Raw genomic sequence first — 14,794 nt, 5'->3', positions numbered from 1 at the left:
TGAGGGTTCGAATGAGGCGCCACTCGATGGAGTGAATGGCGGATGCGTCATAACCCCCCTTGGCTGTAACGCGTTAATTCCGGTGCGGGCGGGTGCCCGTGAAAGTCTCCGGAAGGCAGGAAGCCATGAGGCACACTCGCCGAAATGGTCTGGTCACACTGGTGGCCACGGGTGGCGCGCTCGCTATGGCGGCGGGTTATGCGCACGCGGACTCCGACGCGAAGGGCGTCACGGCCGGTTCGCCGGGGCTGATCTCCGGCAACACCGTGCAGCTCCCGGTGGACGTCCCGGTCAACGTCTGCGGGAACACGGTCAATGTGGTCGGCGTGCTCAACCCCGCGGCCGGCAACAGGTGCGAGAACAAGGACGGCGGTCACCACCACAAGGACCGCCCGGGCACGCCGCGCGACGATCACGGCGGCCACGGAAGCAAGAACGGGAAGCACGACGGAAAGCACGACGGCAAGAGCGGCGGAAAGCACGGCAGCGGTGGCGGCGGCGCCTCGGCGGACGGCGCCGCCGTGAAGTCGCCCGGCGTGATCTCGGGCAACGGCATTCAGCTTCCCATCGACCTGCCGGTCAATGTCAGCGGCAATTCCGTCAGCCTGGTCGGCATCCTCAACCCGGCCTTCGGCAACGCGTCCAGCAATGGGGGCAGCAAGCCGCCCGCCACGCCGGACAAGCCGTCGAAGCCGCAGAAGCCGAACGAGCCCGTCGCGCCGCCCGAGCACGACGAGCCCGCCGCCCCGGTGCCCGCCCCGGCCGACCGCGCCCCGTCCGCGCCGCTGCCCCAGACCAGCTCGACGTCGCTGGCCGAGACGGGCGCCGGCGCCGGCCTCATCGGCATGGGCGTGCCCGCCGCCATGGGTCTGATGATCGGCGGTGGCCTGCTCTACCGCCGCTTCCGCCCCACGTCCGACCGCGTGTAACGCCTCCCGGAGGCGGCCGGTCGCCCCGAGCACCGGGCCGCCCCGGAGTCACCGCCGCCAGGCGGCCAGCACCGACTCGATGACCGGTGCCACACGATGACGCGCCTGGCGGCGGGGGACACCGCGCATCAACAGGGCGTCGTACTCGGTGTCGAGGTGCCGCACCGACGCCCGCACCGCCGCCGTGACCGCGCCCGCGTCCAGCGCACGCCCCGCCGCCGTACGGCCCACGCGCCCGCTCCCACGCTCCCCGGCGTGCCCGGCGATCTCGGCCGCGCGCTCCGGGGGACAGCCGGGGAACAGCCGCAGGACCTCCGCCGCCAGGGCGGCCCTGAACCGCTCGTCCTCGGCGGCGCGGCGCACCGCGTCCCGGGCGCGGCGGCGGGCCCGTGCCTCCGCGTCGGCCAGGCACGCCGTCTCCGCCCGCGCCAGGGCGGCCTCCTCCACGAGGATGCCCTGGCGCTCGTACCGGGTGCGCCGCCGGTTGTGGCGTACGACCACCGCCCACAGGCCGCTCGCCTCCCTGGCCCGCCGGGTGAGCGCCGCGTCGCCGCGCGGCAGGTAGACGAGGTGGCCGAGGTCCGCGCAGTCCAGGCAGAGCGGGGCGTGGAACTCCAGGACCAGCCGGGCCAGCGGCCCGACCCGGCACTCCGCGCAGTGCCGCCGCTTGAGCGGCTCGATCACCACGAGCGGAGCCGGCACCACCGGGGCCGCCATGTCAGCGCACGCCGGGGGCGGCGGCCTCGATGAACGCGGCCAGCGCCGCCACGGCCTCGTCCGAGCGGCGTTCCCGCTCCCCCTCGTCCCTCGCCTCGTGCATGCAGTGCGTCACCTCGAAGGTCCTGCGGGCCAGCTCCACGGTCGCCGGGTCGTCGCACACGAGCTGCACCCGCACCAGCGCCTGCCGGGCGGCGGCGCGGCGGTCGTACGACTCCAGGCGCGTCTCCTCGGCGTGCGAACCGTTGCGCCGGTACCAGCGGGCGTTCTGCGCCTGCCGGTACTCGACGACCGCGTCGGCGAACGCGCTGTACGTCGAGATCCGCTCCTGGCGGAGCTGTTCGGCGCGCGTCAGGGCCGCGGTGCGCTGCGCCGCCCGGCCCTGGAAGAAGTGGGTGACGACCGCGCCGAGCAGTGTGCCGATCACGGCTATGAGCGCCGTCTCCATCGCTGCGTACTCCTAAAATCGTTCGATCCGAGCACACCGGTGCTGATTGAATTCCCCCGTGGCAACGACAAGACTCAATCAGATCATCGCCGTTGAGAAGGGCGTCAAGGCGAAGGCCCAGCAGGACCTGACCGCGGCGCACCACGGGCTCGCGAAGCCGGCGCTGCTCGCGGGCATCTCCCGGACGTACCAGCCGAAGGACGAGGAGGGTGAGCAGTTGCCGCCCGAGTCCACCCTGGTGCAGATCAAGGCCGAGGACGTGCTGCGGGACACGGCGAAGACGCTGACGAGGCTGTTCGACGTCACCGCCACCAAGGACTGGGCGAACTGCGCGGCGCGTGCGGACGTCACCGTGGACGGGCGCGTGATCGTCAGCCAGGTTCCCGTCGCGTATCTCCTCTTCCTGGAGAAGCAGTTGACGGACATCGCCGGTTTCATCCGCAAGCTGCCGGTGCTGGACGCGGCCGAGTCGTGGAGCCAGGACCCGTCGACCGACGCGTGGAAGACCGAGCCGGTACGGACGGTGCGGACGAAGAAGGTGCCGCGCAACCACGTGAAGGCGGAGGCGACCGACAAGCACCCGGCGCAGGTCGAGGTGTACTACGAGGACGTCCCGGTCGGCTACTGGACCACGGTCAAGTTCTCCGGCGCGCTGCCCGCGCGGCGCGTCAACGAACTGCTGGAGCGGGTGGACAAGCTCCAGCAGGCCGTGAAGTTCGCCCGCGAGGAGGCCAACAGCGCCGAGGTCACCGACCAGCGTGTCGGCGACGCCGTGTTCGGCTACCTGTTCGGGTAGCCGGGGCGCGGCACACAGAAGACTCCCCGGCCGTACGCACCGTAGGGCCGGGGTGCGCGAGGAGCGCAAAGCTGAAGCTGAAGCTTGTCGTGATGGAGCGGTTCCGGTAAGGCGCCGCCCTCAATCTCAGACTCTTGCTCCAGACTCAGCATTCGCCGCTCATCGCCGACACCGACCGGGCCCGGGCCCCGGTGCGTCGAAATGCCGGTTCGACTCCGGCCCGCGCAGCTCGATGTGCGGTCGTCTAAAGGCAGGACGCGGCGACATAACGACTGACCCGGGCACAACTGTGCCGGCGTGTGATGTGAGCGGTATCCACAGGGCTCGGGGGCCGGCTACGCCCCCGGGCCCGCTCCTTTTCCCGGCAACGGCGGTACCCGCTTCTCCGCGGCTACTGGCGGTACCCGCTCAGGAACCGGCCGATCCGGCTGATCGCCGCGTCGAGATCGTCGGCGTGGGGGAGGGTGAGGATGCGGAAGTGGTCGGGGCGGGGCCAGTTGAAGCCGGTGCCCTGGACGACCTGGATCTTCTCGCGCAGCAGCAGGTCGAGGACGAACTTCTCGTCGTCGTGGATGCGGTGCACCTTCGGATCGAGGCGCGGGAACGCGTACAGCGCGCCCTTGGGCTTGACGCAGGAGACGCCGGGGATCTCGTTGAGCTTCTCCCACGCCCTGTCGCGCTGCTCGTGGAGGCGGCCGCCGGGGGCGGTCAGTTCGCGGATGGACTGGCGGCCGCCGAGGGCGGCCTGGATGGCGTACTGGGCCGGCGCGTTGGGGCACAGGCGCATGGAGGCGAGCATGGTGAGCCCCTCCAGGTAGTTGCGCGCGTGCTGCTTGGGGCCGGTGACGACCATCCAGCCGGAGCGGAAGCCGGCCACGCGGTACGTCTTGGACAGGCCGGAGAAGGTCAGGACGACCAGGTCGGGGGCGAGGGCGGCGGCGGTGTGGTGCACGGCGTCGTCGTACAGGATCTGGTCGTAGATCTCGTCGGCGAAGACCATGAGCTGGTGGCGCCGGGCCAGGTCGAGGATGCCCTCGACGATCTCGCGCGGGTAGACCGCGCCGGTGGGGTTGTTGGGGTTGATGATCACGACGGCCCTGGTGCGGTCGGTGATCTTCGCCGCCATGTCGTCCAGGTCCGGGTACCAGTCGGCGGACTCGTCGCACAGGTAGTGCACGGGCCGGCCGCCGGCCAGGGTCGTCACGGCGGTCCACAGGGGGTAGTCGGGCGCGGGGACGAGTACTTCGTCGCCGTCCTCCAGGAGAGCCTGGACGGCCATGGAGATGAGCTCGGAGACGCCGTTGCCGAGGAAGACGTCGTCGACGTGCACATCCGTGAGGCCGATGGCCTGGTAGCGCTGGGCGACGGCGCGGCGGGCGGAGAGGACGCCCCGGGAGTCCGTGTAGCCGTGGGCGCGCGGGAGCATCCGGATCATGTCCTGGACGATCTCCTCGGGCGCCTCGAAGCCGAAGAGCGCCGGATTGCCGGTGTTCAGGCGCAGGACGCTGTGGCCGGCCTCCTCCAGGGCGTTGGCCTGTTCTATCACCGGGCCGCGGATCTCGTAGCAGACGTCGGTCAGCTTGCTCGACTGCCGGAACTCCATGCGCGACGACCTCCCAGAAGTGGTGTTGCTTGGTTTTACCAAGTACGAGCTTGGAAAGTCCAACAAATTGTCTAGACTGCGTCGCATGCCACGTCGACGAAGCTACGACCAGTACTGCGCCGCCGCCCGTGCCCTCGACGCCGTCGGGGACCGCTGGACGCTGCTGATCGTCCGCGAACTGCTCGCGGGTCCGCGCCGGTACACCGACCTGCACGCCGATCTCCCCGGCGTCAGCACGGACATGCTCGCCTCGCGGCTCAAGGACATGGAGCGCGACGACCTCGTCACACGGCGCCGCCTGCCGCCGCCCGCGTCGGCGTACGTGTACGAGCCGACCGACCGGGCCCGGGACCTGCTGCCGGTGCTCCGCGCCCTGGCGGCCTGGGGCGCCCCGGCGCTCGGCACGCCCGGCCCCACCGACGCCGTGCGGGCGCACTGGTTCGCCCTTCCGTTGCTGGACGCGCTGGAGGCCGCGGCCGCGGGGCCGGGGATCGTCGAGGTCCGTCTGGAGGAGGGGACGTTCCACCTGCGGGTGGGCGGCGCGGGCGGCGGTGCGGCGTACGCGGACGGCCCCGCCACCCAGGAACCGGACGTCGTCCTGCGCATGGACGCGGAGGCGTGCGCGGCCGTGGCGCGGGGGGACCTGCCCCTCGGGGAGGGCGTGCGGGCGGGGCGTATCGAGGTCGTGGCGGGGCGGATCGAGGCGGTGCTGGGCGCCGCGCCCGGAGCCGGCGGGACCGTGGGCGCGGACCCGGTGCGCGCGTGACGCATGGGGCGGGCCCGGCGGGCGTGACGCAGGGGCGGACCCGGTGCGCGCGTGACGCATGGGGCGAACTCGGCGGGCGTGTGACGCGGGGGCGGACCCGGTGCGCGCGTGACGCACGGGGCGGGCCTGCTCACACCGGAGCCGCCGCCCCGGTGGCCGCGGCTGAGGGGGCGGCCTCCAACGACCGGCCGACGCCCGGGACATGGGCGGCGCCGGGCGTGTCGGGCCCCCGTCCCCGGTGGCGCGGCCGGCTCGTGCAGCATGGAGCCGTGCGACTCGAACCGATCACCTGGGAACGGCTGGCCGACACCCTCGCCGCGCACGTGGACGGGCTCGGCCCGGGCGACGGCGGGCCGTGGCTGAAGATCGGCGTCGACGGGGCGCCCGCGTCGAGGCCCGCCGAACCGGCCGGCCTCCTGGCGGAGGCGCTGCGGCTGCGCGGGCGGGCGGTGATGACGGTGGGAACGGACGGGTTCCTGCGGCCGGCGTCGCTGCGGTACGAGTACGGGAAGCAGGACCCGGACGCGTACTACAGCGGCTGGTTCGACACCGGCGCGCTGTGGCGGGAGGTCTTCGGGCCACTGGAACCGGGCGGGAGCGGGCGGGTGCTGCCCGACCTGTGGGACCCGGTCACGGACCGGGCGACGCGCACGCCGTACGCCACGCTGCCCCCCGGCGGGGTGCTCGTCCTGCACGGGCCGTTCCTGCTCGGCCACTGGTTCCCGTTCGACCTGACGGTCCACCTGCGGCTGTCGCCCGGGGCGCTGGCCCGCCGCACGGAGGAGCCGTGGACGCTGCCGGCCTTCGAGCGGTACGAGGCCGAGGTCACCCCCTCGGACACCGCCGACGTCGTCGTACGCGCCGACGACCCCCGCCACCCCGCCTGGACCGGCCTGCCCCGGCCCCGGTGACCCCGCGGGCCGCCCGCCTCCCCCCCGTACCGCCGGCCACCCACCCCACCCCGTACCGCCAGCCGCAAGCCTCACCCCCGTACCGCCGGGCGTCCGCCCACGAATGTGACCGCCGTGGCGCCGGCGCGGCAGCCGGCCTCCGCGGCCGCCGTGGGGTCCGCGCCGGACAGGCGGGCCGCCAGGAACGCGCCGGTGAACGCGTCGCCCGCGCCGGTCGAGTCGACCGCCCGTACCGCGGGGGCCGCCACCCGGGAGACGACCCGCCCCGAGACCGCTACCAGAGCGCCCGACGAGCCGAGGGTCACCGCGACGAGGGGGAAGCGGCGGCTCAGTGCGGCGGCCGCGGCGGCGGGGTCGGCGAGACCCGTCAGCAGCGCCGCCTCGTCGGCATTGGGCAGGAACACGTCCACGCCCTCCACCGCCGTGAGGAAGGGCGCCACGCCCAGCTCCGAGACGAAGCCCGCCGACGCGGGGTCCACGCTCACCGGAACGCCCCGCTCCCGGGCTGTCGCCAGGGCCAGCCGCGCCGTCTCGCGGCTGGACCCGGCAAACAAGAGATACCCGGAGACGTGCAGGTGGGACACCCCGTCCAGCAGGGTTGGCGACCAGTCGCCAACCCCGAGCCGGAGCGCCGCCCCGCTGTCCGTGAGGAACGTCCGCTCGGCGGCCGCGTCGACCAGCGCCACCACCGTCGCGGTGGGCGCGTCCGGGTCCCGCACCAGCAGCGGCCGGACCCCCGCGTGCCGCAGCCGCTCCTCGTGCCAGGCCGCCCGGTCGGTGCCCACCCGCGCCAGTATCCGCACGTCCGCGCAGCCCGAACGCGCCGCCCAGCACGCCACGTTCGCCCCCGCCCCGCCCGGCAGCGTCCGGATGCGCGCGGCCGTGTCGGTGGCCGGCGCGAGCGGGGCGGCGTGCCGGGCCACCACGTCCGTGACCACGTCCCCGACCACGAGCAGCGCACCGCTCACAGCGCGGCCGCGATGCGCGCCGCCAACCGCACGTTGCCGCGCACCGCGGCCAGGTTGGCCTCCAGGGACGCCCCGTCGGTGTGCCGCATCAGGTACTCCAGCAGGAACGGCGTCACGCCCTGCCCGGTGATCCCCCGCTCCCGGCACTCGTCCAGCGCCCGCGCCAGCACCCGGTCGTGCAGGGCCGGGTCCAACTGCTCCTCCTCGGGCACCGGGTTGGCGACGATCAGCGCCGCCTCCGGACCGCCCAGCGCCTCCTGCGCCCGCATCACCGCCGCGACCTCCTCCGGCGACCGCACCGTCCAGTCGACCGGCTCGCCGGAGGACGCCAGGTAGAAGCCGGGGAAGTGCTCCGTCCCGTACCCGAGGACGCCGACGCCCAGCGTCTCCAGCCGCTGGAGCGTCGCGGGCACGTCCAGGATGGACTTGACCCCCGCGCACACCACGGCGATCCGGGTACGGGCCAGCAGCCGCAGGTCCGCCGACTCGTCCTGGGTCTGCGCCCATTCACGGTGGACGCCGCCGAGGCCACCGGTCGCGAAGACCCGGATGCCCGCCCTCGCCGCCAGGAACGCGGTGGCCGACACCGTCGTCGCACCGCTCGCCCCCGACGCCACGGCGGGCGCCAGGTCACGGTGGCCCAGCTTCCGTACGCCCGGACCGGACGCGACCCGCTCCAGTTGCTCCTTGTCCAGCCCCACCCGCGCCACGCCGTCCAGCACGGCGACCGTGGCCGGTACGGCCCCGCCGGCCCGTACGAGCGCCTCCAACTCCTCCGCCACGGCCAGGTTCCGTGGCCGGGGCAGGCCATGGGCGATGATCGTCGACTCCAGGGCGACGACCGGCCGGTGCGCGGCCATCGCCTCCCGTACCTCTTCCGACAGCGTCACTGTGGTCTCCGGCATGTCCCATCCCTGGCGCGACGGAACCCCGCGCAAACGTCCGAACGGTCACCTGTGTCGCAGGCCCCCCACGGGCCCCCGCTACAGTCACCGCCCATGACGACCATGGACCGACCCTCGTTCGCCGTGCACATTCCCGACGCCGAGCTGGAGCCCGAGCCGCTGGACCCCGCGCAGATCGTCTCCGGCGACCCCGTCGTGAGCGGCAAGGTGCTGTGGGAGTCCGCCGACGGCACCCAGGTGCGCGGCATCTGGCAGATCACGCCCGGCGTGGTGACGGACACGGAGGCCGATGAGCTGTTCGTGGTCGTCAGCGGCCGCGCCACCGTGGAGGTCGAGGGCGGCGACACGATGGAGCTCGGGCCGGGCGACGCCTGCGTCCTGCGCGAGGGCGACCGTACGACGTGGACGGTGCACGAGACGCTGCGCAAGGCGTACCACATCTGCCTCTGAGGCCGCCGCCCGTCACAGGGAGCACGGGGAGCACGGGGAGCACGGGGAGCACGGGGAGCACGGGGAGCACGGGGGCACAGCGGGGAGCACGGGGAGCACGGGGCGACCGGCGGCCGGTCAGGCCCGTTTCCGCCGGAGCGCCAGCGCGGCCAGCGGGAGCAGGAGCAGTGCTCCCACGGCGTTCAGCCAGCCGTACCCCGCCTGTGCGACGACCAGGCCGGCCCCCGCGCCACCGATGCCCGCCGCCGTATTCATGGTCAGGTCCGACAGACCCTGCACGGCGGCACGGGCGGCCTGCGGTACGGAGTCCGTGAGCAGCGCCGAGCCGGAGACCAGCCCCGCCGACCAGCCCAGACCCAGCACGAACAGTCCCGCCGCCGTGCGCCCGTGGCTGGACCCGGCCGTACCGGCCAGGAGCGCGGCGACCGCCAGCAGCCCCACCGCCAGCCCGATCACCGACAGCCGGCCGAGCCGGTCGGACAGCCAGCCCATCAGGGGCGAGAACGCGTACATGCCCGCGATGTGACCGCTGATGACGAGCCCGATCAGGGTGATGTCCGCCCCGTGGTGGCTGAGCGCCACGGGGGTCATCGACATGATCGAGACCATCGCGGTGTGCGAGACGGCCACGGTGACCAGCGCCAGTCGGGCGTGCGGCGACTTCCGCACCGCCCGCAGGCCCGCCCGCAGTGACCGGCCCCCGGGGTCGTCGGCCTCCTCGGTGCCGGCCGCCAGGGCCCGCGCGGTCAGCAGCGGATCGGGCCGCAGCAGGACCGCGACCAGCGCCGCCGACACGAGGAAGACCCCGGCCGCCCACAGGAACGGCCCGGCCGCCGCCGGTATCCCCAGCCCCGACACGCTCCGCCCGGCGGGCGCGGCGATGTTGGGCCCCAGCACCGCCCCGATGGTCGTCGCCCACACCACGGTGGAGATGGCCCTCCCGCGCCGCTCCGGCTCCGCCAGGTCCGCCGCCGCGAACCGCGCCTGGAGGTTGGCCGACGACCCGGCGCCGAACCCCGCCATGCCGGCCAGCAGCAGCGGGAAGCTGCCGAGGACGGCGGCCACCACCACGACGCCCGCCCCGGCCGCGCCGATCACATACGCCAGCACCAGCCCGGGCCGCCGCCCGCGCGAGGTCATCAGCGCGGCCAGCGGCACGGACAGCAGTGCCGTCCCGGCGACGGTCGCCGTCGGAGCCAGACCGGACAGCGCCTCCGTCCCGCTCACCTCCTGCGCCAGCACGGAGGCCAGCGCGATGCCGGTCGCCACTCCCAGCCCGCCGAGGATCTGGCTGAGGATGAGGACGGCGGAGATCCGCCGGCGGAGAGCGGGCAGACCGGCGGCCGTGACGGACGATGCGGCGGACGGGGCCCCGTCGGACGGGGGCGTGGGGGACGCAGGCGCGGCCGTCGGGGGCGCGGCCGTCGGACGGGCGCCCGAGGGGACGCCGGAGGACGTGCCGGAGGGGTCGGTCCCCGCCGGTCCGGCGGCCTGCGGCATGTCGGGGTCTGTAGTCACCGCAGCAGTGTGCCACCCCTTACAGCATCCGAACAGCGGCTTCAGAACAGCGGCTGTGGCAGCACCCCCTCCAGCGCGAGCAGCCGGCGCTTGGTCTCCAGCCCCCCGCCGAAACCGCCGATCCCCCCGTCGCTCTCCACCACGCGATGGCAGGGCACCACCACCGGCAGCGGATTGGCGCCCATCGCCATGCCGACCGCCTGCGCGGCGCCCGGCTGGCCCACCCGGCGGGCCAGGTCCCCGTACCCGACGACCGTTCCGTACGGCACGCCGGACGCCAGTTCGCGCAGCACCTGCCGGTTGAACCCGGCCGTCAGCGACCAGTCCAGCGGCAGATCGAAGTCGCGCAACGAGCCCGCGAAGTAGGCCTCCAGCCTGCGTATCGGCTCGGCCAGCCGCCCCGTCGCGCTCTCCACGAGCACCGCGCCGAGCTGCCCCTCCAGCCGCTTCAGCGTCCGGTCGCGCACCGCGTCGCCGGCGTGGAACGCCACACACACCAGCCCCTCGTCCGTCGCGGCGAGGAGCAGCGGTCCGATGTCGCTGCCGACGACGGCCCACTCCACGAACTGCCCGTTGCTGTCCATGCCGACCACCGTACGACCGGCCACTGACAACGCGGCCCGGTCGCGCCGGTCGGCGGGTGGCCGGAATGTGAACGGTGCGGCGCCCGACCCTCACGCCGCGGCCCCTCTGTCGACAAATCTCTGTGCAAATGTTTGTTCGGTCCTTGACGCGCCATAGCCTCGCTCCCGTACCAGCGGGTACACATGGCACCACCGGCGCCGCCGCACGGGCGCGAGGCTTCCGGGCGGCGGGGTACGAGGAGCGAAGGGCGTACGGGCATGCAGGGCACGGTCGACGGTTTCAGCTACGGCTTTGTCACACCCGTGGCCGCCTTTCTCATGGCGTGCCTCGGCGGCGCCCTCGGGCTGCGCTGCACCACCAGGTCGCTGCGCAGGCACGGCCCCGCCAAGCTCGGCTGGCTGGCGCTGGGCGCCACGTCCATCGGCTCGGGCATATGGACCATGCACTTCATCGCCATGATGGGCTTCACCGTCCAGGAGGCACCGGTCGGCTACGCCCCCTCCATCACACTGGCCAGCCTCGCGGTGGCGATCGTGATGGTCGGAGTCGGGATCTTCATCGTCGGATACCGGGGCGCCACGGCGATGGCCCTGGTCACCGGCGGCACCCTCACGGGCCTGGGCATCGCCACCATGCACTACCTCGGCATGGCTGGAATGCGCCTGCCGGGCCGGCTCCAGTACGACACCCTCACCGTCTCCCTCTCCGTCGTGATCGCGGTCGTGGCCGCGACCTCGGCGCTGTGGGCGGCCGTGTCGACCCGGGGCTTCCTGACCAGCCTCGGGGCCGCCCTGGGCATGGGGGTCGCGGTCACCGGAATGCACTACACGGGCATGGCCGCCGTCCGCGTCCACCTGCACGGCGACGGCGCCACGGCGGGCGGCGGCGACACCGCGACCTCGCTGCTGGCCCCCATGCTGATCGGCCCGGCGGTGTTCCTGCTGCTCGCGGCGTTCGTGGTGATGGTCGACCCGCTGCTGGTGACGGGCGGCCGCGACCGGCGGCCGCCCGCCGTCACCGCCTCCGCACGCCCCGGCGCGGCGGCCCACCGGCACAGCCACGCCCACCACGACCGGGCCGTCCGGTACCAGGTCCGCGCGCCCCGGCGCCGGCAGCGCACCGGCGACCGCTGACGGCCGCGACCGGCCGCGGACGGCCGCCGGGAATCCCACGCGACCCCCGACTGTCAGTGCCGGGTCGTACGGTGGTTGCATGCGGCCCGTTTCCAAGATCGAACGCTCGGTGGCGCCCTTCGAGGTCGTCAGCCCCTACCAGCCCAGCGGCGACCAGCCGACGGCCATCGCCGACCTGGCCCGGCGCATCCGCGCGGGCGAGAAGGACGTCGTCCTCCTCGGTGCCACCGGCACCGGAAAGTCGGCGACGACCGCCTGGATGATCGAGCAGCTCCAGCGCCCCACCCTGGTGATGGCGCCGAACAAGACGCTGGCCGCCCAGTTGGCCAACGAGTTCCGCGAGCTCCTGCCGAACAACGCAGTCGAGTACTTCGTCTCGTACTACGACTACTACCAGCCCGAGGCGTACGTCCCGCAGTCGGACACCTACATCGAGAAGGACTCCTCGATCAACGAGGAGGTCGAGCGGCTGCGCCACTCGGCAACGAACTCCCTGCTGACCCGCCGGGACGTCGTCGTGGTGGCCTCCGTCTCCTGCATCTACGGCCTGGGCACCCCCCAGGAGTACGTGGACCGGATGGTGCCCCTCAAGGTGGGGGAGGAGATCGACCGGGACCAGTTGCTGCGCCGCTTCGTCGACATCCAGTACACCCGCAACGACCTGGCCTTCGCCCGCGGCACCTTCCGGGTGCGCGGCGACACCATCGAGATCTTCCCGGTCTACGAGGAGCTGGCCGTCCGGATCGAGATGTTCGGCGACGAGATCGAGGCGCTGTCCACCCTCCACCCCCTCACGGGCGAGGTCATCAGCGACGACCGCGAGCTGTACGTCTTCCCGGCCAGCCACTACGTGGCGGGCCCGGAGCGCATGGAGAAGGCGATCAACGGCATCGAGCGGGAGCTGGAGCAGCGCCTGGCCGAGCTGGAGAAGCAGGGCAAGCTGCTGGAGGCCCAGCGGCTGCGGATGCGCACCACGTACGACATCGAGATGATGCGCCAGATCGGCTCCTGCTCCGGCATCGAGAACTACTCGATGCACTTCGACGACCGCGAGCCCGGCTCCCCGCCCAACACCCTCCTCGACTACTTCCCCGAGGACTTCCTGCTCGTCATCGACGAGTCCCACGTCACCGTGCCCCAGATCGGCGCCATGTACGAGGGTGACGCCTCCCGCAAGCGCACCCTCGTCGACCACGGCTTCCGCCTGCCGTCCGCGCTCGACAACCGGCCGCTGAAGTGGGAGGAGTTCCAGGAGCGGATCGGGCAGACCGTCTACCTGTCGGCGACGCCCGGACAGTACGAGCTCTCCCGCTCCGACGGCTTCGTCGAGCAGATCATCCGGCCCACCGGCCTCGTCGACCCCGAGGTGGTCGTCAAGCCCACCGAGGGGCAGATCGACGACCTGGTCCACGAGATCCGGCTGCGCACCGAGCGGGACGAACGGGTCCTGGTCACCACCCTCACCAAGAAGATGGCCGAGGACCTCACCGACTACTTCCTGGAACTGGGCATCCAGGTCCGCTACCTGCACAGCGACGTCGACACCCTGCGCCGTGTGGAGCTGCTGCGCGAGCTGAGGGCCGGTGAGTACGACGTGCTCGTCGGCATCAACCTCCTGCGTGAGGGACTCGACCTGCCCGAGGTCTCCCTGGTGGCGATCCTCGACGCCGACAAGCAGGGCTTCCTCCGCTCCGGGACCTCACTGATCCAGACCATCGGGCGCGCGGCGCGCAATGTCTCCGGCCAGGTGCACATGTACGCCGACACCATCACCCCGGCCATGGCGCAGGCCATCGACGAGACCAACCGCCGGCGCGAGAAGCAGGTCGCGTACAACACGGCCAACGGCATCGACCCGCAGCCGCTGCGCAAGAAGATCAACGACATCGTCGCGACCATCGCGCGCGAGGAGGTCGACACCGAGCAGCTCCTGGGCAGCGGGTACCGCAAGTCCAAGGACGGCAAGGGCGCCAAGGCCCCCGTCCCGTCGCTCGGCTCCGCCTCGGCCAGGACCGGCGCCGCGGCCGGTGCCAAGGCGGGCACGGCAGGTGGCAAGGCAGGCGGCAAGGGCGCGCTGGTGAGCGACCGTCCGGCGGCCGAACTGGCCGGGATCATCGAGGAGATGACCGAGCGGATGCGGGCGGCGGCCGCCGAGCTCCAGTTCGAGGTGGCGGCGCGACTGCGCGACGAGGTGGGCGAGCTGAAGAAGGAGCTGCGGCAGATGAAGGAGGCGGGCATCGCCTGACGCCGCCGCGGCCGGTGTGTTGCAACACCGCCACAAAAGGGGGCCTGGCCTGATGCCGTCTCGCGGCCCCTGCGTAGGGTGCTGGCAACCGCACTCTTAGACGGTCGCGGGGGTACGCAACGAGAGGGGACAGCGCGTGACGGTCAACATGACCAAGGGCCAGGCCATCAGCCTGCAGAAGAGCGACGGGGGTACTCTCACGGCGGTGCGGATGGGGCTCGGCTGGCAGGCGGCGCCGCGCCGCGGTCTGTTCGGCTCGCGCACCCGGGAGGTCGACCTGGACGCCTCGGCGGTGCTCTTCGCCGAGAAGCAGCCCGTGGACGTGGTCTTCTTCCGCCACCTGGTGAGCGACGACGGCTCGGTCCGCCACACCGGCGACAACCTGGTGGGCGGCGCGGGACAGGGCGGTGACGACGAGGCGATCCTCGTCGACCTGGAGCGGGTCCCAGTCCACATCGACCAGATCGTCTTCACGGTGAACTCGTTCACCGGCCAGACGTTCCAGGAGGTGCAGAACGCCTTCTGCCGCATCGTCGACGAGACGAACGGTCAGGAGCTCGCGCGCTACACCCTGGACGGCGGCGGCCAGTACACCGCCCAGATCATGGCCAAGGTCCACCGGGCGGGCTCCGGCTGGCGGATGACGGCCCTGGGCAGCTCGGCCAACGGCCGTACGTTCCAGGACCTGATGCCGTTCATCCTGCCGCACCTGTAGGCGCACGGCGCCTCCGCCGGCGCCGCACCCGCGGCGCGGTGCCACAGACACCGGCCGACGCACCACCACCACGCACCACCACCACGCACCACCACATGCACCACC

15 protein-coding genes are annotated in these 14,794 nt (G+C 72.9%); 8 read left to right on the top strand and 7 right to left on the bottom strand.

Translation table 11 applies throughout. The features are described 5' to 3' along the window. Positions 1-161: 161 nt before the first annotated feature. Complete coding sequence (locus E2B92_RS05820) at positions 162-929, top strand: chaplin (protein ID WP_327437485.1); 768 nt, start codon at positions 162-164, stop codon at positions 927-929. A gap of 48 nt (positions 930-977) precedes the next feature. Here the strand turns inward: E2B92_RS05820 and E2B92_RS05815 are convergent, their stop codons facing one another. Next, positions 978-1,646 carry a DUF2293 domain-containing protein gene (locus E2B92_RS05815; protein ID WP_126888328.1) on the bottom strand — a complete coding sequence of 223 codons (669 nt, stop codon included), beginning with the start codon at positions 1,644-1,646 and terminating at the stop codon, positions 978-980. 1 nt (position 1,647) lies between these two features. Beyond that, entirely contained in the window at positions 1,648-2,094 is a 447-nt protein-coding gene (locus E2B92_RS05810) for a hypothetical protein (protein ID WP_126888329.1), read from the bottom strand. A gap of 58 nt (positions 2,095-2,152) precedes the next feature. Between E2B92_RS05810 and E2B92_RS05805 the strand changes: the two genes are divergently transcribed. After that, positions 2,153-2,890 carry a DUF7873 family protein gene (locus E2B92_RS05805; RefSeq protein ID WP_126888330.1) on the top strand — a complete coding sequence of 246 codons (738 nt, stop codon included), beginning with the start codon at positions 2,153-2,155 and terminating at the stop codon, positions 2,888-2,890. Positions 2,891-3,281: 391 nt separating this feature from the next. On the opposite strand, the gene E2B92_RS05800 is transcribed toward E2B92_RS05805, so the two are convergent. After that, a complete protein-coding gene (locus E2B92_RS05800; protein ID WP_126888331.1) occupies positions 3,282-4,493 on the bottom strand; it encodes a pyridoxal phosphate-dependent aminotransferase in 1,212 nt (403 codons plus the stop codon). An 85-nt stretch (positions 4,494-4,578) separates the two neighbouring features. Between E2B92_RS05800 and E2B92_RS05795 the strand changes: the two genes are divergently transcribed. Both E2B92_RS05795 and E2B92_RS05790 read left to right on the top strand, forming a co-directional pair. After that, on the top strand, positions 4,579-5,259 hold the full coding sequence (locus tag E2B92_RS05795) for a winged helix-turn-helix transcriptional regulator (protein WP_126888332.1): 681 nt from the start codon (positions 4,579-4,581) through the stop codon (positions 5,257-5,259). 269 nt (positions 5,260-5,528) lie between these two features. Further along, on the top strand, positions 5,529-6,170 hold the full coding sequence (locus tag E2B92_RS05790; RefSeq protein WP_133087408.1) for a uridine kinase: 642 nt from the start codon (positions 5,529-5,531) through the stop codon (positions 6,168-6,170). A gap of 71 nt (positions 6,171-6,241) precedes the next feature. On the opposite strand, the gene E2B92_RS05785 is transcribed toward E2B92_RS05790, so the two are convergent. Together E2B92_RS05785 and E2B92_RS05780 are read right to left on the bottom strand one after the other, a co-directional pair. Continuing rightward, the gene (locus E2B92_RS05785) at positions 6,242-7,138 is read right to left on the bottom strand and encodes a carbohydrate kinase family protein (protein WP_126887051.1); all 897 of its coding nucleotides are present in this window, start codon (positions 7,136-7,138) and stop codon (positions 6,242-6,244) included. Beyond that, positions 7,135-8,043 (bottom strand): pseudouridine-5'-phosphate glycosidase, encoded by a 909-nt coding sequence (locus E2B92_RS05780; protein ID WP_126887052.1) that lies wholly within the window; start codon positions 8,041-8,043, stop codon positions 7,135-7,137. Before E2B92_RS05780 ends, E2B92_RS05785 begins: the two co-directional genes overlap by 4 nt. Before the next feature lie 93 nt (positions 8,044-8,136). On the opposite strand from E2B92_RS05780, the gene E2B92_RS05775 reads away from it, so the two are divergent. Next, on the top strand, positions 8,137-8,493 hold the full coding sequence (locus tag E2B92_RS05775) for a cupin domain-containing protein (RefSeq protein ID WP_126887053.1): 357 nt from the start codon (positions 8,137-8,139) through the stop codon (positions 8,491-8,493). Between the two features lie 117 nt (positions 8,494-8,610). Here the strand turns inward: E2B92_RS05775 and E2B92_RS05770 are convergent, their stop codons facing one another. Together E2B92_RS05770 and E2B92_RS05765 are read right to left on the bottom strand one after the other, a co-directional pair. Then, positions 8,611-9,993 (bottom strand): MFS transporter, encoded by a 1,383-nt coding sequence (locus tag E2B92_RS05770; RefSeq protein ID WP_126887068.1) that lies wholly within the window; start codon positions 9,991-9,993, stop codon positions 8,611-8,613. Between the two features lie 59 nt (positions 9,994-10,052). Next, positions 10,053-10,595, bottom strand: a complete 543-nt coding sequence (locus E2B92_RS05765; RefSeq protein ID WP_126887054.1) for a methylated-DNA--[protein]-cysteine S-methyltransferase — start codon at positions 10,593-10,595, stop codon at positions 10,053-10,055. Positions 10,596-10,853: 258 nt separating this feature from the next. On the opposite strand from E2B92_RS05765, the gene E2B92_RS05760 reads away from it, so the two are divergent. The 3 genes from E2B92_RS05760 (at position 10,854) to E2B92_RS05750 (ending at position 14,689) form a co-directional block, all read left to right on the top strand. Beyond that, positions 10,854-11,729, top strand: coding sequence for an MHYT domain-containing protein (locus E2B92_RS05760; protein ID WP_126887055.1), 876 nt, complete (start codon positions 10,854-10,856; stop codon positions 11,727-11,729). Between the two features lie 79 nt (positions 11,730-11,808). Further along, the gene (uvrB, locus tag E2B92_RS05755; protein WP_126887056.1) at positions 11,809-13,974 is read left to right on the top strand and encodes an excinuclease ABC subunit UvrB; all 2,166 of its coding nucleotides are present in this window, start codon (positions 11,809-11,811) and stop codon (positions 13,972-13,974) included. Between the two features lie 136 nt (positions 13,975-14,110). Further along, complete coding sequence (locus E2B92_RS05750) at positions 14,111-14,689, top strand: TerD family protein (protein WP_126887057.1); 579 nt, start codon at positions 14,111-14,113, stop codon at positions 14,687-14,689. The last annotated feature ends 105 nt before the right edge of the window (positions 14,690-14,794 follow it).

Origin of the sequence: Streptomyces sp. WAC05374 (assembly GCF_004353505.1) — a bacterium.
Classification (GTDB): Bacteria; Actinomycetota; Actinomycetes; order Streptomycetales; family Streptomycetaceae; genus Streptomyces.
This window is presented reverse-complemented; position numbering and strand designations above follow the sequence as displayed.